The organism is Pseudomonas sp. FG36, from assembly GCF_057809275.1.
This window is the reverse complement of record NZ_JBMDJQ010000018.1, coordinates 20,409-37,829: the sequence shown is the minus strand read 5'-3', so window position 1 is coordinate 37,829 and position 17,421 is coordinate 20,409. Positions and strand designations below refer to the sequence as shown.

The following is a 17,421-nucleotide window of genomic DNA, read 5'->3' as shown; positions in this document are numbered from 1 at the left end:
GGTGGCGGGGCAAGGTGCGTGGATGTCTGGCATGTACATGGTTGTCTCCCTTTCAACCCGCCAAGCCTCGACACTTGTCCGGTGCAAGTCAAGGAATGCCAAAGAAGCGATTGAAACAGTCTGCGACAAGGGCCGCGCCCGCGGCGTCGTTCAGGTGCAGATGGTGCCCGCCCGGCAAGGTCACCTGCTCGAAGGGTAGCTGCTCCAGCAGTTCCGTGTGGCGCGCCAGCATGCCGTCGGCGGCAACCACCAGGCACGCCGGGCAGGCGATGCGCTTGACGAAGGCCATGGCCTGGTCCTGGTTCAGCCGGGTGGGCGAAGGCAAGGTGAGGCGGCTGTCGCTGCGCCAGCTATAGCCGCCGGGCACCGGCATCAGGCCGCGCTGGGCCAGCAACTCGGCGGCTTCGCGGCTGACCGCGACCATGCCCTTCATGCGCGCCTCGACGCCCTCCTCCAGGGTCGGGTACACCGACTTGCGCTTGCCCTCCAGGCGCAGCTGTGCCTGCAAGGCCAGCCCCAGGCGCTCGGCAGCGTCCTGTTCGCTGAGCGTCGGTGGGATCACCCCGTCGATCAGCGCCAGGTGACTGACCCGCTCGGGCAAGGCCCCGGCCAACTGCACCGAGATGATCGCGCCAAGCGAATGACCGAGCAGGCCGAAGCGCTCCCAGCCCAGTTGCTCGGCAACCCGCAGCACGTCATGGGCGTAGTCGGCCAGGGCATAGCCGGCACCGACCGGGCGATGCTCGGAGTAACCATGCCCGGCCAGGTCCAGGGCGACGATGCGCAGCCCCTTCAGCTGCGGCGCCAGGCGGGCGAAGCTGTTGGCGTTGTCCAGCCAGCCATGCAGGGCGATCACCGGCAGGCCGTCGGCCGGACCGAACAGGTGCGCGGCCAGCTCGATATGGCCCAGCGTCAGGCGGATCTCCTCGACCTGGGCGCTCATGCCTGGCTCCAGCGGTCGAACAGGCCCTTGATCAGGCTGGCGGTGTCGGTGGGCCGCTCCAGCGGGAACATGTGCCCGCCCGGCAGGCTGTGGTACTCGCCCTTGGCCATGGCGCGCACGGCCAGGGCGTGGTGCTTGCGAATCACCCGGCTTTGGGCGCCGCGCACCATCGCCAGCGGCACCTGCAACTGACGTGGCCTGGCTGGGCTGACATGGGGAATGCTGCGGTAGATGCTGATTTCGGTGGCCGGGTCGAAGCGCAGGCGCAGACCGTCCTCGCCCTGCTCCAGGCCATGCTCCAGGTAGGCCTCCAGGCAATCCGGGTCGAAGTGGCGAAACAAGGTCTTGCCGGCGAAGTAGCGACGGGCGCTGTCGCGGTCCGCGAATGCCTCGCGCCGACCCAGGGTACGCCCGGCTGGGGTGATGCGGTCGATGAAACCCAGGCGCTTGGCGGCCTGGATCAGCCATTCGTCGGCGCGGGTCAGCACCGGCGAATCGAGCATCACCACCCCGCGGTAGAACTCCGGCCGACGCAGCGCCGCATGCAGGTGCAGCACACCGCCGAGGGAGTGACCGACACCCCAGACCGGTGCGTCCTGCCGTTCCAGGTGATGCAACAGTTCGTCCACCAGGTTCTGCCAGTTGTCGTTGACCGGAAAGCGCGGATCGTGGGCGTGCTGTTCCAGGTGATGCACCTGGTAGTCCGGCGCCAGCTCGGCGAACAGCTTGCCGTAGGTGGCCGAAGGGAAGCCATTGGCGTGGGCGAAGAAGATCTGCTGCGACATGGCCGCCTGCTCTGCACGGGGATGGATGGCCCATTGTCGGCAAGGGGCATTGGGCCGGCAACGTTTGGAAAGGTCATCGGCGAGGGCGATCAGGTCATTCGCTGTCGCAAGCGCCGGCTCACCGCTTCAGTGCAGGAGTCTTTGAAGATACAAGCCGGCTGGCCGGCGAAGCGGCCGGACCTGTCCCCCCCACACGTTCAGGCGTGGTAAAGCCCGCGCAGGGTCATCAACCCAGCCAGTGGCCACTCACCCTCCAGCTCGGCCAGGCTGGCCGTGCTCAGGGGTGCCGGCTGCTGACTGTGACCATGCTCGAGCAGGCCGACCAGGTTGCCCACCAGTGGCTGATGGCTGACCAGCAAGACATGCTCGAGCCCAAGGCGCTCGATTTCGCCGATCGTCTGCGCCACGTCGCTCTCTGGCGTCAGCCAGGGCACGGTACGCACCGGCTCGGAAAAGCCGAGGGCGCCATGCACCAGGGCGGCGGTCTGCTGGGCACGCACGTAGGGGCTGGCGATGATTGCCTGCAACGGCTGGCCCAACAGGTGCGCGGCGCTGCGCAGCACCTGCTCGCGACCGTGGGCGGTCAGGCGCCGCTCGGCGTCGCTGTTGGCCCGTGGCTCGGCCTCGCCGTGGCGCAGCACCCAGAGCTTCACAGCTTGGGCTCCTCGTCACGCACCGGGTGTGGCGCCGGGGCCACGGCGTGGGGCGCCTCGCCTTCCGGGGTGCGCGGAGTCGGCCAGTCGGCGAACGGCCAGGGTTTCTGGTCGCTGTGGAAGGTGCCGAAACGGCCGATCTGTGCCAGGTACTGGCTCAGGCTGTCGCCGAAGTTCATCAGGCTGGCGCTGGGCGCGCCGTAGATCAGGCGGTAGATCAGTTGCACCAGCACCAGGCCGCCAAGCAGCAGCTCGGCCAGTTGCCAGGCCACCAGGAACACCAGCATCCACAGCACGCGCAGGATGATCGACTCGCGCTGGGCGCGCTCCGGGGTATCGTTCATACGTTTCTCCCTCAGTTGAAACCGCTGGTGGAAATGAAATCGACATCGGTCTTCGGCTCGGCGCGCATCAGGTGCTCGATCACCTGGTTGAGCGTGCGGCCTTCGAACAGGATCGCGTGCAGGCCCGCCACCAGCGGCATGTACACGCCCACTTCCTGGGCCTTGGCCTTGAGCACCTTGAGAGTGTTGACACCTTCGGCAACTTCACCCAGGCGGCTGACCGCCTGCTCGAGGCTCAGGCCCTGGCCCAGCGCATGGCCGACCTGGTAGTTGCGGCTCTTGGGCGAGGAGCAGGTGACGATCAGGTCACCGACCCCGGCCAGCCCGAGGAAGGTCATGGGGTTGGCGCCCTGGCTCACGGCGAAGCGGGTCATCTCGGCCAGGGCCCGGGTAATCAGCATGCTCTTTGTGTTCTCGCCCATCCCCAGGGCCACGGCCATGCCGGCGATGATGGCGTAGACGTTCTTCAACGCGCCGCCCAGCTCGACGCCGAAGCGATCACTGCTGGCGTAGACACGGAACGTGCGGCCATGCAGCACGGCCTGCACCTGCTGGCACAGCGCTTCGTCCTCGCTGGCGACCACGGTGGCGGTCAACGCATGCTCGGCAATCTCGCGGGCCAGGTTGGGGCCTGACAGCACGCCGATGCGTGCCTGGGGGGCGATCTCTTCGAGGATCTGGCTCATCAGCTTGAAGGTGTTCGCCTCGATGCCCTTGGTCAGGCTGACCAGGCCCTTGCCACGCAGCAGCTCGGCGTGGGGGGCCAGCACGCTGCGCAACGCGCTGGAGGGCAAGGCGACGAAGATCAGTGCGCTGCCCTGCAGGGTGGCGAGCAGGTCGTTGACCGGTTCGACGCCGTCATGCAGGCGGATGCCCTTGAGGTAACGCGGATTCTCGCGGTCGACGCGCATTGCCTCGGCTTGCGCCGGGTCGCGCATCCACTGCCGTACCGGATGGCCGTTCTGTGCCAAGAGGTTCGCCACGGCGGTGCCGAAGCTGCCGCCTCCAAGAACTGCAACAGGTTGCTGTTCAGTCATATCCAATCCGTTAACCAATAAAGTAAGTGGCGACGTGCGCATTATACGGCGCGCATGCGCCAGAGCCAGTGGCAGTACCCGCCCATTCGCAGGGCGGGCCTGTCATGGTGTCGCACTGGCAAAAGCCGCACGGTCGGTTAACATGCCTGATTCATTTCTGAAACAAGGCCGTTTCGTGTTCCCTGGCACGCCCCCGTACCCCCGCCTGCTGTTGCTGACTGCCCTGCTGGGCGGCCCGGCCGTGGCCGATGACCTGTTCATCGACAACCAGGACTTGCCGCAGGTTCTGACCGCCACGCGCCTGAAACAATCCCCGGCGGCGGTTCCGGGCAGCATGACCGTGCTCGACAACGAGCTGATCCGTGCCAGCGGTGCCCGCGACATCCCCGAGCTGCTGCGCCTGGTGCCGGGCATGATGATCGGCTACGGCGCCGGCAACCAGCCGACGGTCAACTACCACGGCAGCAACGTCAGCGACGCCCGGCGCATGCAGGTGCTGATCGATGGCCGCTCGGTGTACCGCGCGGGGCTGGCCACGGTGGACTGGAGCGATATCCCCGTGGCCATCGAGGATATCGAGCGCATCGAGGTGTTCCGCGGCCCGAACACCGTCAGCTACGGCGCCAACGCGCTGATGGCGGTGGTCAACATCCTCACCCGCAACCCGGCCGACAGCCATGGCACGCGGGTCAAGCTGACCCGCGGCCAGGACGGCATCAACGACTACTACGCAAGCCAGGGCTTCGGCTGGGACAGCGGCGACCTGCGCCTGTCGCTCTCCGGCCAGCAGGATGACGGCTTCGACCAGGACCAGTTCGGTCGCGACTACCGCGACAGTCGCCGCGCCAACCGCATCAACATCAATGCCGTGCATACCCTGGCGCCCGACCAGACCCTGGAATGGCAACTGGCGGCCAAGGAAGGCAGCAATCAGCGCCCCTACACCTACCAGCCGGTGTTCGGCAACTACCGGGCTGGCTACAACGCCGACGTCAACGCCAAGGACTACGCCGGCTCCGTGCGCTGGAACCTCGACCTCAACCCCGAGCACAGCCTGTATGTGCAGGGCTCGGCGCAGCATTTTGACCGCCAGCAGGTGTGGCGCGCCTGCGATGCGGCAATTGCCTTCAGCCCCGAGCTGACACGCCTGTGGCAGCTCGACCCGAACTTCGCCGAGAAGGTCGCGCGCAACCTGTACACCGGCAACCTGCCCAGTACCAGCGATCCCGTGCTCGGCTCGCTGATGGGCCAGGTGCAGGGCCAGTGGGCCAGCGGTGGCAGCAACACGATCTGCGGCGACGTCGACCAGAGCACCCGCGAAACCCGCTATGACCTGGAAATCCAGGACACCCTGAGCCTCACCGACAGCCTGCGCCTGGTCAGCGGCATGAACTACCGCTACGACCGCGCCGACTCGCAGACCTACTTCAACGGCAGCATCGACGACCAGACCTGGCGCCTGTTCGGCCAGCTCGAATGGCGCGCCGACGAGCACTGGATCCTCCAGGGCGGCGCCATGTACGAACATTCGCAGCTGTCGGGCAACTCGCTGACCCCGCGTGTGGCGGTGAACTACCTGATCACCCCTCGCCATGGCTTGCGCGCGGTGTATTCCGAGGCCATTCGCTCGCCGGACATGTTCGAGAACAACGTCAACTGGAGCTACACGGTCAAGAACCTCTCGCCCAACCTGTACGGGCTGCAGAACGGCGAGTATTTCGTCAAGACCCGCGGCCCCGGTAACCTCGACCAGGAACGCATGCGTTCGCGAGAACTCGGCTACAACGGCGCCTTCAGCGACATCGACCTGAACGTCGACGTGAAACTGTTCTACGACGAGATCACCGGCATGATCAGCGAGCCGTTGAAGAACAACCAGTTCATCGCCAGCAACGCCAACAAGGCCCGGTTCAGCGGCAGCGAGGCGCAGTTCGACTGGCGCGCCACCCAGCGCGACCGCTTGCGCCTGACCTATGCCTATGTCGACGCCTGGGCCAGCAATCCGGCCGACCGCCGCCTGAGTGCCCGTAACAGCGGCTCGGCCGGCTGGCTGCGCGACTGGGGCGAGGGCTGGTCCAGCGCCCTCTTCTATTACGGCGACGATGCCCTCAACCAGTACCGCTACGAGCGGGTCGACCTGCGCGTGGCCAAGCGCTTCAAGATCCACGGCAGCAACCTGGAACTGGCCGCGCTGTGGCAGCAGCGCCTGGATGACGAACCGGTCACCCTCGAGCAAAATCGCTATGACAGCCGCCACCGCCTGAGCGTCAGCGCGGAGCTGGAGTTCTGATGGTGCGCCTGCTGCGCCTGCTGCTGTTGTGCCTGTGGCCCTTGGGATCGCTGTCGGCCAGCGAGATCCTGCTGGTCGGCGGCGAAGACCAGCCCGGCATCCGCAGCTTCGTCGCAGCCCTGGAAAAGCGCAGGCCCCACGACCAGGTGCGGTTCCAGACCGTCGAGCAGTTGCCTGGTCCGGGCAAGCTCAAGGCCGACACCCGCCTGGTGCTGCTCGACATCCCGGCCCTGGAATGGCGCCTGACGGAGGCAACCGGGCCATCGGCACTGGCGCTGCGCATCAGCCGGGTCCAGGCCGAGCAACGCCTGGGCGTGTCGCGCCCCGCCTACCTCACCTTGCTGTGGAGCGACCCGCCCCTGGCCCGGCAACTGCGCCTGACCCGCTACCTGCTACCGCAGGCGCGGCGCATCGGCGTGCTGTATGGCGAACACAGCCGCTTCCTGCTCGACGAGCTGCGCCAGGTCGCCCGCCCGCTGGGCCTGGAGATCGTTGCCCAGGACTGGCCCGACGTGCGCGACAGCCGCCCCTTGCAGCAGTTGCTGAACAACAGTGATGTGCTGCTGGGGCTGGACGACCCCGAGCTGTACAACTCCAAGTCGGCCAAGAACGTGCTGCTCAGCAGCTATGGCCGGCAGATGGCGCTGATCGGCCCGAACGTCGGCTTCGTCCGCGCCGGCGCCCTGGCCAGCACCTACAGCGACCAGGACGATTGGCTGGCGGTGCTCGAGCAGTTGCTCGACCTCCCACCGGCGCGCTGGCCGCGCAGCCTCTACCCCACGCACTTTGGTGTCAGCGGCAACCAGCAGGTGGCCCGCGCCCTGGGCCTGGAAGCGATCGACCCGGACGCCGCCGCCCTGGCCCTTGCCGAAGGAGCCCCCACCCCATGAGCAAGCGCCTGAGCTGGGACATCCACACCCGCACCCAGATCATCAGCCTGGGCCCCGCCCTGTTGCTGACCCTGCTGCTGATCAGCTTCTTTACCTTCGTACGCATCCAGGACTTGCGCCAGGAGCTCAACCACACCGGGCAGTTGATCGCCAACCAGCTGGCGCCGGCGTCCGAGTACGGGGTGATTTCGGGCAACAACGAGGTGCTCGAGAGCCTGATGCGCGCCACCTTGAGCATTCCCCATGTGCGTTTTCTCGAGGTGCAGGACAGCCGCAACCATATTCTGGTGTACGTCGAGCAGCCCGATGAAAGCCTCAGTCGCGCCCAGCGGGTCGAGGTATTCCAGGCGCCGATCCGTTTGCAGCAGATCCGCCTGGACAACGACTTCCTGCAGGGCAAGACCCCGCCACCGAACATCGGCGACGACTACCTCGGGCGGGTGATCGTCGGCATGTCCGACGATGCCTTCAGCCAGCGCCAGCAGGAGATCGTGATCAAGGCCGCGATCCTCGCGCTGTTCGCCCTGCTGTTCACCTTCCTGCTGGCCCGCCGCCTGGCCACCAGCCTGTCCAAACCGATCAGCGAAATGGGCCATGCGGTCCGCGCCATCCAGCAGGGCGACTTCAACGCGCCCCTGCCGGTGGTCGACGACAGCGAGCTGGGCCATCTGGCCCGGCACATCAACAACCTGGCCAGCGCCCTCGACCAGGCCGCCCATGAACAACAACAGGCCATGGGCCAACTGATCCAGGCCCGCGAAGAGGCCGAGCAGGCCAACCGCGCAAAATCCGACTTCCTGGCAATGATGAGCCACGAGCTGCGCACGCCCATGAACGGTGTGCTGGGCATGCTGCAGTTGCTCGAAACCACCGAACTTACCGGTGAGCAGGCCGAATACACCGCGGTGGCCAGCGAATCCACCGGGCATCTGCTCAAAGTGATCAACGATATCCTCGATTTCTCGCGGATCGAGCGCACCACCCTCGAGCTTGAGCACATTGATTTCAACCTCGGCGACCTGATCACCAGCAGCGTGCAGTCGTTCCAGCACACCGCCCAGCAGCGCAACCTCGACCTGCGCCTGCAACTGCCTCCCGGCATGCACCAGTTGCAGGTGGTGGGCGACCCGACGCGGATCCGCCAGATCCTGCTCAACCTGGTGGGCAATGCGCTGAAATTCACCGAGCGTGGCGAAGTGGCGATCGAGGCGCGCTGGCAAGTGCTCGACCGCCAGCTGATCTGGCTGACCTGCACCGTGCGCGACACCGGCATCGGCATCGACAGCAACCGCCTGGAAATGATGTTCGTGGCCTTCCAGCAAGCCGACAACACCATCTCCCGCCGCTACGGCGGCACCGGCCTGGGCCTGTCGATCGCCCGCACCCTGGCCGAACGCATGGGTGGCCAGTTGCGCGGCGAGAGCCGTGAAGGGCTGGGTTCGACCTTCACCCTGGAAATGCCGCTGGCACTGGCCAGCACACCCAGCGCCCTTCCCGGTGTCGCAACACAGGACCAGGCAGCGACTGAAGGCGGCGGGCGGATCCTGTTGGTGGAGGACAACCCGGTCAACCAGAGCGTCATCGAGGCCATGCTGCGCAGCCTGGGCTTCGAGGTCAGCCTGGCCATGGATGGCGCCCAGGCGATCGAACTGGTCGGCCAGCAACGGTTCGCCGCGGTGCTGATGGATTGCCGCCTGCCCCAGGTGGACGGATACGAGGCAACCCGCCGCATCCGCCTGCTACCGCAGGCTGAAGGGTTGCCGATCATCGCCCTGACCGCCAGCGCGTTGCAGGGCGACCGCGAACGCTGTCTGGCCGCCGGGATGAACGATTACCTGAGCAAGCCGTTCAAACGTACCGACCTGCAGCGCATCCTGCGCCGCTGGTTGCCCGGTCAGGCAGTTGCGACTGGCGATAAATGCTAAAGTGCGGCAGTCTTAAGGACTGGACAGGACCGCCTCAGGGCCGGAAAATAACATTTCAGTGCACACCTGTACTTCTTTTGCCAGGTGCGCTGTGACTTTCACCACAACGCAATAGTCTACCTGTAGGCTGCCGCCTCGGATGCAAAGCGCTTCGGGCCGGCCGGGAAGATTCGTCCCCTGCCACAGGGGGTTATTGAGGAGCTCGCATGACCAAACAAAACGCCTTTACTCGGGAAGACCTGCTGCGCTGCAGTCGCGGTGAGCTGTTCGGCCCCGGTAATGCGCAACTGCCCGCCCCGAACATGCTGATGGTCGATCGCATCACCCACATCAGCGAGGAAGGCGGCAAGTTCGGCAAAGGTGAATTGGTCGCCGAGCTGGATATCAATCCAGACCTGTGGTTCTTCGCCTGCCACTTCGAAGGCGACCCGGTGATGCCAGGCTGCCTGGGCCTCGATGCCATGTGGCAGCTGGTCGGCTTCTTCCTCGGCTGGCAAGGCCTGCCGGGCCGTGGCCGTGCGCTGGGTTCGGGCGAAGTGAAATTCTTCGGCCAGGTACTACCCACCGCCAAGAAAGTCACCTACAACATTCACATCAAGCGCGTCCTCAAGGGCAAGCTGAACATGGCCATCGCCGATGGCTCGGTCAGCGTCGACGGGCGCGAGATCTACACCGCCGAAGGCCTGCGGGTCGGCGTGTTCACCTCCACTGACAATTTCTAAGGGTTATTCGCATGCGCCGCGTCGTTATCACTGGTCTGGGCATTGTTTCGTGCCTGGGCAATGACAAAGAGACCGTCACCGAAAACCTGCGCAACAGCCGTCCGGGTATCCGTTACAACCCGGAATATAAGGAAATGGGGCTGCGTAGCCAGGTTTCCGGTTCCATCGACCTGAACCTCGAAGAGCTGATCGACCGCAAGGTCTACCGCTTCGTCGGCCATGCCGCGGCCTACGCCTACCTGGCGATGCAGGACGCGATCAAGGATTCCGGCCTGAGCGAAGAGCAGATCTCCAGCCCGCGCACCGGCCTGGTGGCCGGCTCCGGCGGCGCTTCCACCCTGAACCAGATGGAAGCCCTGGACACCCTGCGCGAGAAAGGCGTCAAGCGCGTCGGCCCCTACCGCGTCACCCGCACCATGGGCAGCACCGTGTCGGCGTGCCTGGCCACCCCGTTCAAGATCAAGGGCATCAACTACTCGATCTCGTCGGCCTGCGCCACCTCCGCACACTGCATCGGCACCGCCATGGAGCAGATCCAGTGGGGCAAGCAGGACATCGTCTTCGCCGGCGGCGGTGAAGAAGAGCACTGGAGCCAGTCGTTCCTGTTCGATGCCATGGGCGCCCTGTCGACCAAGCGCAACGAAACCCCCGAGCTGGCCTCGCGCGCCTACGATGCCGACCGTGACGGCTTCGTCATCGCCGGCGGCGGCGGCATGGTCGTGGTCGAAGAACTCGAGCACGCCCTGGCCCGTGGCGCCAAGATCTACGCCGAGATCGTCGGCTACGGCGCGACCTCCGATGGCTACGACATGGTCGCCCCGAGCGGCGAAGGCGCAATCCGCTGCATGCAGCAGGCGCTGTCCACCGTCGACACCCCGATCGACTACCTGAACACCCACGGCACCTCCACCCCGGTCGGCGACGTCGCCGAGATGAAGGGCGTGCGTGAAGTGTTCGGCGACAAGGCACCGAAGATCAGCTCGACCAAGAGCCTGTCGGGTCACTCGCTGGGCGCCGCAGGCGTGCACGAGGCGATCTACTGCCTTCTGATGATGGAAAACAACTTCATCGCCGGCTCGGCCAACATCGACGAGCTGGATCCGGAAGTCGCGGACCTGCCGATCGTGCGCAAGACCGAAGACGCCAAGCTCACCACCGTGATGAGCAACAGCTTCGGCTTCGGCGGCACCAACGCCACCCTGGTGCTCAAGCGCTGGGAAGGCAAGTGATCGGCTGACACGCTGAACGAGAACGCCCCGACCTAGGTCGGGGCGTTTTTGTTTGTGCCCTGCCGGCCCTCATCGCGGGGCAAGCCCGCGAGGGGCTTACACCGAGAAGCGCTGCACCAGGGTATTGAGATCCACCGCCAGCCGCGACAGGGCCTGGCTCGCTGCAGACGTCTCCTCGGCCCCCGCCGACGACTGATGCGCCAGGTCGCGGATGGTGGTCAGGTTACGGTCCACCTCCCGCGCCACCTGGGCCTGCTGCTCCGAGGCACTGGCGATCACCAGATTGCGTTCGTTGATCTGGCCGATGGCCGCGGCGATCGCCTCCAGCGCCTGGCCCGCGGCATGGGCACCGTCGAGGGTCGAACGGGCCTGGGCATCGCTATGCTGCATGCCCTGCACGGCTCGCTCGGCACCGCTGCGGATGGCCACGATCATCTGCTCGATCTCCTGGGTCGAACTCTGCGTACGGTGGGCAAGCGCCCGCACCTCGTCGGCGACCACGGCGAACCCGCGCCCGGCCTCGCCGGCCCGCGCCGCCTCGATGGCCGCGTTGAGCGCCAGCAGGTTGGTCTGCTCGGCGATCGAGCCGATCACATCCAGCACCTTGCTGATGTCGTGCACCTGCTGGGCCAGTTGCCCGACCTCCTCGGCATTACCTGCCACGCCAGTGGCCAACGCCTCGATGGCGGTAACCGTGGCTCGCACCTGTTCACGCCCGCGCCGAGCGATCTGGTCGGACTCGCGGGAGGCCTCAGAGGTGGCCACCGCGTTGCTCGCCACCTCCTCCACCGCCGCCGTCATCTGATTGACCGCCGTGGCGGCCTGCTCGATTTCCATGCTTTGCTGCTGCAGCCCACGGGTGGCGTCTTCGGTGACCGCGCTCAGCTCCTCGGAGGCCGAAGCCAGCTGACTGGCCGAGTCGGAGATCCGCCCGATGGTCTCGCGCAAGCTCAGTTGCATGCTCTTGAGCGCCGCCAGCAGGCGCGCCGGCTCGTCATCACCTTGCACGGTGATCTGCGGGGTCAGGTCGCCGGTGGCGACCGTCTCGGCGACCTTCAACGACTGGCCGAGCGGCCGCACGATGCTACGGGTCAAGGCCAGGGCGAGCACCACGGTGAGGCTCAGGGCAATCACCAGCAACACGCCGACCCATACCTTCGCGCCGTTGTACACGGCCTCGGCCAGGTCGGTGGCTGAGTTGGCCTGATGATTGTTCAGTTCGATCAGCTCGTTGAGGGTCGCCGTCATCTGGTCGGCCAACTGGTTCATCTCACCGTTGACCAGCGCCGCCGCTGCCTGGACATGCCCATCGGTGGCCTGTTGCACCACCTGCCCCTGCAAGGTCATGTATTGACGTTCGAGGCCCTGGTAGCGGTCGAACAGCGTCCGCTCCTCAGGAAGCACGATCAAGGCATCGTAGTGACTCTGAGCCTTGCTCAGGCCACCCTTGACCTCGTCGATGCGGGCACGGTTCTGCTGCTGGGCGGCCGGGTCGGTGTTGACCAGCAGGCGCAGCGTCAGGGCGCGGATGCGCAGCATGTCCTGGGTCATGCGACCCACCGAGATCACGCTCGGCAGCCAGTTGTTGTCGACCTGCTCGGACTGCTGGCGCATGTTGGTCATCTGCTGCAGCGCAAAGCCGCCCAGCGCCACTACCAGCAGCGCCATGATGCCAAAGCCAAGGCCGGCGCGCGGCGCGATGTTCAAGCGTCTCAGGCTCATTTCCAGGATCCCTCCCAAGCGTGATATTCCGTTGCTTAAAAAAGGTATCGGGCCATCTGGAAATTGCGTAAGACGAAAAGGCGATATCAAAACGCTATCCGTGCATGAAACTCACTATTTCACGCTTTTTGGCAGCAGTTCGACAAAATTCCTCCGGCTCACCCGCTCTGCCACCGCTTCAGGCAAGGCATCGAGGAATGGATTGAAAGCGTGCATCTGCTCGCCGATGCTGCCGAAGCGCCCCACCACATCGGACCCGAGCATGAAGCGCTCGGGAAAGCGCACGACCAGGTCGACCCAGGCCTTGCGTGGCACGCCCTGCTCATCCAGCAGGTAGGGCTCGAGCACACTCCAGGACAAGTCCACGTACAGGTTTGGATAGTCCTCGAGCAATCGGGTGAGCACCGGCAGGAGAAAGTCCATGCGTTCCTGGTGCCGGTGAATCTCCATGCTGCTGCCGGCATGGGCCCAGATGAAGCGGGTATGCGGGTGGTTACGCAACGGCTCTTCGATTTCCGCCAGGTACAGCGGGTTGCGCTCGCGCTTGGAGGTGATGTTCGAATGCAGCAGCACCGGCAGGTCGCGCTCGGCGGCCAGGTGATAGATGCGGGTCATGGCTTCGTTGTTGGCCCGCGGCGTGTCGCCGCTGGTCAGGGCGGTGAGGTCGTCATGGCGGGTGAACACCTCGCCGATACCCTGCCACAGCCCCGGATAGAGCTCGAGCATGCGCTCGATATGGCTGACGGCATTCTTGTCCACCGGGTTGAAACCGGTGAGAAACGGGTGGAAGCGCCTGCGCTGCTCGGCGGGCAGCTTTTCCAGCGCGGCAGCGACGTACAGGTCGGTGGCGCTGTACCAGTAGGCATCGGCATCGTCGCCGGCGTAGTAGCGCGGGCGCTTGGGTTCGTCCTCGTGCCATTTCTTCGCCACCGGGATGCCGGAGATCATCGACTGCTCCACCCCGGCCTCGTCCATGGCCTTGAGCAAGGCCGGCATGCCTTCGGTTTCCTGGAAGAAATCCACGTAGTGCAGATGGGCGTCGCTGTAGCGGTAGTCGCGGGCTTGCGCAGTGTCGAACAGACTTGCGCTCAACAGCAGGCAGGCCAATGTGCGGGCGATCATCTCAGGCTCCTTTGCCGGTACCGCAAGAGTAGACCGGGCAGCGCTCGCGACGGTTCAGCCACGGACGGCAAAACGCTATGCTTGCAGGCATCCCTCAAGGAGTGTCGCCATGAGCAGCCCCCTGGTCATCCGCCCACGCGCCGAATCGGTCGAGGGCCAGCCGATCCTGCGCCCGCTGCCCTCGGCGCAGTGCCGCAGCGTAGGCCCTTTCGTGTTCTTCGACCATATGCTGGAAACCGACTACGCGCCGGGTCATGGCATGGACATTCGCCAGCACCCGCATATTGGCCTGTCCACCCTCACCTACCTGTTCGAGGGTGAAATCCAGCACAAGGACAGCCTCGGCTCGGACCAACGCGTGCGCCCGGGAGACGTCAGCTGGATGACCGCCGGAGCGGGCGTGGCGCATGTCGAGCGCACGCCGGCCGAGGTGTTCGAGCGCGGCTCGCGGCTGCACGGGCTGCAGGTCTGGCTGGCCTCGCCGAAGTCCGATGAGCAGGGCCCGGCAAGCTACAGCCATCATCCGGCGGCCAGCCTCCCGCTCAGCGACAGCCTGGGCGTGCAGATCCGCATGATTGCCGGAAAAGGCTTTTGCCTGGAATCTCCCGTGCCAGTGCTCTCCCCGACACTCTATGCCCATGTACGCATGCAGCCGGCCACCACCCTGATCGTGCCGACGGAGCACACGCAGCGTGCGCTGTATCTGCTCGAAGGTGAGTTGCTGCTGGATAACGAGGACGTCGAGCCATGCAGCCTGGTGGTGCTACCCGAGGGCGAAGTCGTGAGCTTGTATGCCGAGGATGAGTGCCAGCTGGTGCTGATCGGCGGCGCGCCGCTGGATGGGCCGCGGCGGATGAACTGGAACTTCGTCGCCAGTGACCCGGGATTGATAGAAGCGGCACGGGCGCGCTGGGCGGCTGCGGATTGGCCGGTGGTGCCGGGAGAAAGCGGGCGGATCGAACTGCCGCGCTGATTGGGGCCGCTTGGCGGCCCCTGAGCCTTCAGCTTGCGAACACTTCCTTGAGCAAGTTATGCATCGAGCGGAATGCCCGCTCCGAGGTGCGCCGGTCATACTGCATCTTGCCCGGCACATTGGCGTTCGGATCGGTGAACGAGTGCACTGCCCCGCCATAGCTGAGCAACTGCCAGTCAACCTTGGCAGCATTCATCTCTTCTTCGAAGGCTGGCAACTGCTCCCGTGGCACCAGTGGATCGGAGGCGCCATGCAGCACCAGCACCGAACCCTTGATGCGCTTGGCATCCTCGGGGTTCGGGGTATCCAGCGTGCCGTGGAACGACACCGCCGCCCTCAGATCGGCGCCGGTGCGGGCAAGCTCCAGGGCACAGCAGCCGCCGAAGCAGAAACCGAACGTCGCGACCTTGCCTGGCTCGAGCAACGCCTTGGACTGCCCCAGCAATTGCGCCAGCGCTTCCTGCATGCGCTTGCGCAGTTCGGCACGGTCGTTCTTCAGCGGCATCATCGCCGTACCGGCTTCGTCAGCATTGGACGGCCGTACCGACTGGCCATACAGGTCGGCAATCAGCACCACATAGCCTTGCTCGGCCACTTCCTTGGCGATACGTTCGGCGCCCTCGCCGATACCCATCCAGTTCGGCGCCATCACCAGGCCCGGCTGCGGCAGCGCGCCCGGGGCGTAGACCAGGCGGCTTTCGTAAGCCTTGCCTGACAGGTGATAAACCAACGACTCGACGATGACCTTGCTCATTCAGCTCTCCTTGGGCGTTCACGGGTCAGGACAGGATAGATGTATTCGTGGCAACGGCAGACATGAAAAAGCCCGCCGAAGCGGGCTTTTCTTGCCTCAGGTCAAGCCGACAGCTCGACCAGCAGCTTGTTGAGACGGCGTACGTAGGCCGCCGGATCCTTCAAGCTGTCACCGGCCGCCAGGGCCGCCTGGTCGAACAGGATGTGCGAAAGCTCGGCGAAGCGGTCTTCGCTCTGCTCGCCATCGAGCTTCTCGATCAGCGGGTGGCTCGGGTTGAACTCGAAGATCGGCTTGGACTCCGGCACCTTCTGCCCGCTGGCCTCGAGGATCTGGCGCATCTGCAGGCCCAGGTCCTGTTCGCCGATGGCGAGGATCGCCGGCGAGTCGGTCAGGCGGTGCGAGACACGCACCTCGGCAACGCTGTCACCCAGCGCGCCCTTGAGACGCTCGACCAGGCCTTCCTTATCCTTGGCGACTTCTTCCTGGGCCTTCTTGTCCTCTTCGGAGTCCAGCTTGCCCAGGTCCAGGTCGCCGCGGGCGACGTCGACGAAGGCCTTGCCGTCGAACTCGTTGAGGTAGCTCATCAGCCACTCGTCGATGCGGTCGGTCAGCAGCAGCACTTCGATGCCTTTCTTGCGGAAGACTTCCAGGTGCGGGCTGTTCTTGACCTGGGCGTAGGATTCGCCGGTCAGGAAGTAGATCTTGTCCTGGCCTTCCTTGGCGCGGGCCAGGTAGTCGGCCAGGGCGACGCTCTGCTCGCCGCTGTCGTCATGGGTGGAGGCGAAGCGCAGCAGGCTGGCGATCTTCTCCTTGTTGGCAAAGTCTTCGGCAGGGCCTTCTTTCAGCACCTGGCCGAAGTTCTTCCAGAAGCCCTTGTACTGCTCGGGTTCGTTCTTCGCCAGTTTCTCCAGCATGTCCAGCACGCGCTTGGTCAGCGCGGTCTTCATCGAGTCGATGATCGGGTCTTTCTGCAGGATCTCGCGGGAAACGTTCAGCGACAGGTCGTTGGAGTCGACCACGCCCTTGATGAAGCGCAGGTACAGCGGCAGGAACGACTCTGCCTGGTCCATGATGAACACGCGCTGCACGTACAGCTTCAGGCCGCGTGGCGCTTCGCGCTGATACAGGTCGAACGGCGCGCGGGCCGGCACGTACAGCAGCGAGTTGTACTCGAGCTTGCCTTCAACCTTGTTGTGGCTCCAGGCCAGCGGGTTCTCGAAGTCATGGCCGATGTGCTTGTAGAACTCCTGGTACTCCTCGTCCTTCACCTCGGTGCGCGAACGGGTCCACAGGGCGCTGGCGCGGTTGACGGTTTCCCATTCCTGCGCCGGCTTTTCCTCGCCTTCGGCGGCCTCGGCCTGCTCCTTGGGCAGCTCGATCGGCAGGGCGATGTGGTCGGAGTACTTCTTGACCACGTTGCGCAGGCGCCAGCCATCGGCGAATTCATCCTCGCCCTTCTTCAGGTGCAGGACGATGCGGGTACCGCGCTGCGGCTTGTCGACGGTGGCGACTTCGAACTCGCCCTCGCCTTTCGACGACCAGTGCACGCCCTCGGCGGCCGGCAGGCCGGCGCGACGGCTGAACACGTCGACCTTGTCAGCAACAATAAACGCGGAGTAGAAGCCCACGCCGAACTGACCAATCAGGTGCGAGTCCTTTTTCTGGTCGCCGGTGAGGTTCTTCATGAAGTCGGCGGTGCCGGACTTGGCGATGGTACCCAGGTGCGCGATCACGTCTTCGCGGCTCATGCCGATGCCGTTGTCCTCGAGGGTCACGGTGTTGGCGGCCTTGTCGAAGCTGACGCGGATCTTCAGGTCGGCGTCGCCTTCGAGCAGCTCAGGCTTGGCCAGGGCCTCGAAGCGCAGCTTGTCGGCGGCGTCGGAGGCGTTGGAGATCAGCTCGCGCAGGAAGATCTCCTTGTTCGAATACAGGGAATGGATCATGAGGTGCAGCAGTTGCTTTACCTCGGTCTGAAAGCCCAGGGTTTCTTTTTGAGTCTCCACACTCATGGTCTTCAAAACTCCAATCTGTT

15 protein-coding genes are annotated in these 17,421 nt (G+C 65.1%); 6 read left to right on the top strand and 9 right to left on the bottom strand.

Annotation, left to right across the window (positions count from 1 at the left end; translation table 11 throughout):
* Window positions 1-88 precede the first annotated feature (88 nt).
* The 5 genes from ACODS9_RS15580 to ACODS9_RS15560 form a co-directional block, all read right to left on the bottom strand.
* Complete coding sequence (locus ACODS9_RS15580; RefSeq protein ID WP_489094232.1) at window positions 89-943, bottom strand: alpha/beta hydrolase; 855 nt, start codon at window positions 941-943, stop codon at window positions 89-91.
* Entirely contained in the window at window positions 940-1,728 is a 789-nt protein-coding gene (locus ACODS9_RS15575) for an alpha/beta fold hydrolase (protein ID WP_489094231.1), read from the bottom strand. Before ACODS9_RS15575 ends, ACODS9_RS15580 begins: the two co-directional genes overlap by 4 nt.
* Before the next feature lie 197 nt (window positions 1,729-1,925).
* Complete coding sequence (gene sixA / locus ACODS9_RS15570; protein ID WP_489094230.1) at window positions 1,926-2,381, bottom strand: phosphohistidine phosphatase SixA; 456 nt, start codon at window positions 2,379-2,381, stop codon at window positions 1,926-1,928.
* Window positions 2,378-2,725, bottom strand: a complete 348-nt coding sequence (locus ACODS9_RS15565; protein ID WP_038706498.1) for a DUF4389 domain-containing protein — start codon at window positions 2,723-2,725, stop codon at window positions 2,378-2,380. Before ACODS9_RS15565 ends, sixA begins: the two co-directional genes overlap by 4 nt.
* An 11-nt stretch (window positions 2,726-2,736) precedes the next feature.
* Window positions 2,737-3,762: an NAD(P)H-dependent glycerol-3-phosphate dehydrogenase gene (locus tag ACODS9_RS15560; protein ID WP_038706499.1), complete on the bottom strand. Its 1,026-nt coding sequence runs from the start codon at window positions 3,760-3,762 to the stop codon at window positions 2,737-2,739.
* Window positions 3,763-3,904: 142 nt separating this feature from the next.
* On the opposite strand from ACODS9_RS15560, the gene ACODS9_RS15555 reads away from it, so the two are divergent.
* The 5 genes from ACODS9_RS15555 (at window position 3,905) to fabB (ending at window position 10,818) form a co-directional block, all read left to right on the top strand.
* Complete coding sequence (locus tag ACODS9_RS15555) at window positions 3,905-6,052, top strand: TonB-dependent receptor plug domain-containing protein (protein WP_489094229.1); 2,148 nt, start codon at window positions 3,905-3,907, stop codon at window positions 6,050-6,052.
* Window positions 6,052-6,942 carry an ABC transporter substrate-binding protein gene (locus tag ACODS9_RS15550; RefSeq protein WP_489094228.1) on the top strand — a complete coding sequence of 297 codons (891 nt, stop codon included), beginning with the start codon at window positions 6,052-6,054 and terminating at the stop codon, window positions 6,940-6,942. Before ACODS9_RS15555 ends, ACODS9_RS15550 begins: the two co-directional genes overlap by 1 nt.
* The gene (locus ACODS9_RS15545) at window positions 6,939-8,867 is read left to right on the top strand and encodes a response regulator (RefSeq protein WP_489094227.1); all 1,929 of its coding nucleotides are present in this window, start codon (window positions 6,939-6,941) and stop codon (window positions 8,865-8,867) included. The genes ACODS9_RS15550 and ACODS9_RS15545 overlap by 4 nt, the downstream gene beginning before the upstream one ends.
* A gap of 206 nt (window positions 8,868-9,073) precedes the next feature.
* Window positions 9,074-9,589 (top strand): 3-hydroxyacyl-[acyl-carrier-protein] dehydratase FabA, encoded by a 516-nt coding sequence (gene fabA, locus ACODS9_RS15540; protein ID WP_023631260.1) that lies wholly within the window; start codon window positions 9,074-9,076, stop codon window positions 9,587-9,589.
* An 11-nt stretch (window positions 9,590-9,600) separates the two neighbouring features.
* Window positions 9,601-10,818, top strand: a complete 1,218-nt coding sequence (gene fabB, locus ACODS9_RS15535) for a beta-ketoacyl-ACP synthase I (RefSeq protein ID WP_046854777.1) — start codon at window positions 9,601-9,603, stop codon at window positions 10,816-10,818.
* Window positions 10,819-10,914: 96 nt separating this feature from the next.
* Here the strand turns inward: fabB and ACODS9_RS15530 are convergent, their stop codons facing one another.
* Both ACODS9_RS15530 and ACODS9_RS15525 read right to left on the bottom strand, forming a co-directional pair.
* On the bottom strand, window positions 10,915-12,540 hold the full coding sequence (locus ACODS9_RS15530; protein ID WP_367858328.1) for a methyl-accepting chemotaxis protein: 1,626 nt from the start codon (window positions 12,538-12,540) through the stop codon (window positions 10,915-10,917).
* A gap of 114 nt (window positions 12,541-12,654) precedes the next feature.
* The gene (locus tag ACODS9_RS15525) at window positions 12,655-13,662 is read right to left on the bottom strand and encodes an amidohydrolase family protein (RefSeq protein ID WP_401111021.1); all 1,008 of its coding nucleotides are present in this window, start codon (window positions 13,660-13,662) and stop codon (window positions 12,655-12,657) included.
* Window positions 13,663-13,771: 109 nt separating this feature from the next.
* On the opposite strand from ACODS9_RS15525, the gene ACODS9_RS15520 reads away from it, so the two are divergent.
* Window positions 13,772-14,635 carry a pirin family protein gene (locus tag ACODS9_RS15520; RefSeq protein ID WP_489094226.1) on the top strand — a complete coding sequence of 288 codons (864 nt, stop codon included), beginning with the start codon at window positions 13,772-13,774 and terminating at the stop codon, window positions 14,633-14,635.
* 28 nt (window positions 14,636-14,663) lie between these two features.
* On the opposite strand, the gene ACODS9_RS15515 is transcribed toward ACODS9_RS15520, so the two are convergent.
* Window positions 14,664-15,389, bottom strand: coding sequence for a dienelactone hydrolase family protein (locus ACODS9_RS15515; protein ID WP_023629622.1), 726 nt, complete (start codon window positions 15,387-15,389; stop codon window positions 14,664-14,666).
* 101 nt (window positions 15,390-15,490) lie between these two features.
* On the bottom strand, window positions 15,491-17,398 hold the full coding sequence (htpG, locus tag ACODS9_RS15510; RefSeq protein ID WP_102684712.1) for a molecular chaperone HtpG: 1,908 nt from the start codon (window positions 17,396-17,398) through the stop codon (window positions 15,491-15,493).
* Window positions 17,399-17,421: the final 23 nt, after the last annotated feature.

Coding starts and splice junctions, on each gene's coding strand:
- ACODS9_RS15580 (WP_489094232.1), bottom strand. CDS start 943: ATGAGCGCCCAGGTCGAGGAGATCCGCCTGACGCTGGGCCATATCGAG.
- ACODS9_RS15575 (WP_489094231.1), bottom strand. CDS start 1,728: ATGTCGCAGCAGATCTTCTTCGCCCACGCCAATGGCTTCCCTTCGGCC.
- ACODS9_RS15565 (WP_038706498.1), bottom strand. CDS start 2,725: ATGAACGATACCCCGGAGCGCGCCCAGCGCGAGTCGATCATCCTGCGC.
- ACODS9_RS15560 (WP_038706499.1), bottom strand. CDS start 3,762: ATGACTGAACAGCAACCTGTTGCAGTTCTTGGAGGCGGCAGCTTCGGC.
- ACODS9_RS15555 (WP_489094229.1), top strand. CDS start 3,905: ATGCCTGATTCATTTCTGAAACAAGGCCGTTTCGTGTTCCCTGGCACG.
- ACODS9_RS15550 (WP_489094228.1), top strand. CDS start 6,052: ATGGTGCGCCTGCTGCGCCTGCTGCTGTTGTGCCTGTGGCCCTTGGGA.
- ACODS9_RS15545 (WP_489094227.1), top strand. CDS start 6,939: ATGAGCAAGCGCCTGAGCTGGGACATCCACACCCGCACCCAGATCATC.
- fabA (WP_023631260.1), top strand. CDS start 9,074: ATGACCAAACAAAACGCCTTTACTCGGGAAGACCTGCTGCGCTGCAGT.
- fabB (WP_046854777.1), top strand. CDS start 9,601: ATGCGCCGCGTCGTTATCACTGGTCTGGGCATTGTTTCGTGCCTGGGC.
- ACODS9_RS15530 (WP_367858328.1), bottom strand. CDS start 12,540: ATGAGCCTGAGACGCTTGAACATCGCGCCGCGCGCCGGCCTTGGCTTT.
- ACODS9_RS15525 (WP_401111021.1), bottom strand. CDS start 13,662: ATGATCGCCCGCACATTGGCCTGCCTGCTGTTGAGCGCAAGTCTGTTC.
- ACODS9_RS15520 (WP_489094226.1), top strand. CDS start 13,772: ATGAGCAGCCCCCTGGTCATCCGCCCACGCGCCGAATCGGTCGAGGGC.
- ACODS9_RS15515 (WP_023629622.1), bottom strand. CDS start 15,389: ATGAGCAAGGTCATCGTCGAGTCGTTGGTTTATCACCTGTCAGGCAAG.
- htpG (WP_102684712.1), bottom strand. CDS start 17,398: ATGAGTGTGGAGACTCAAAAAGAAACCCTGGGCTTTCAGACCGAGGTA.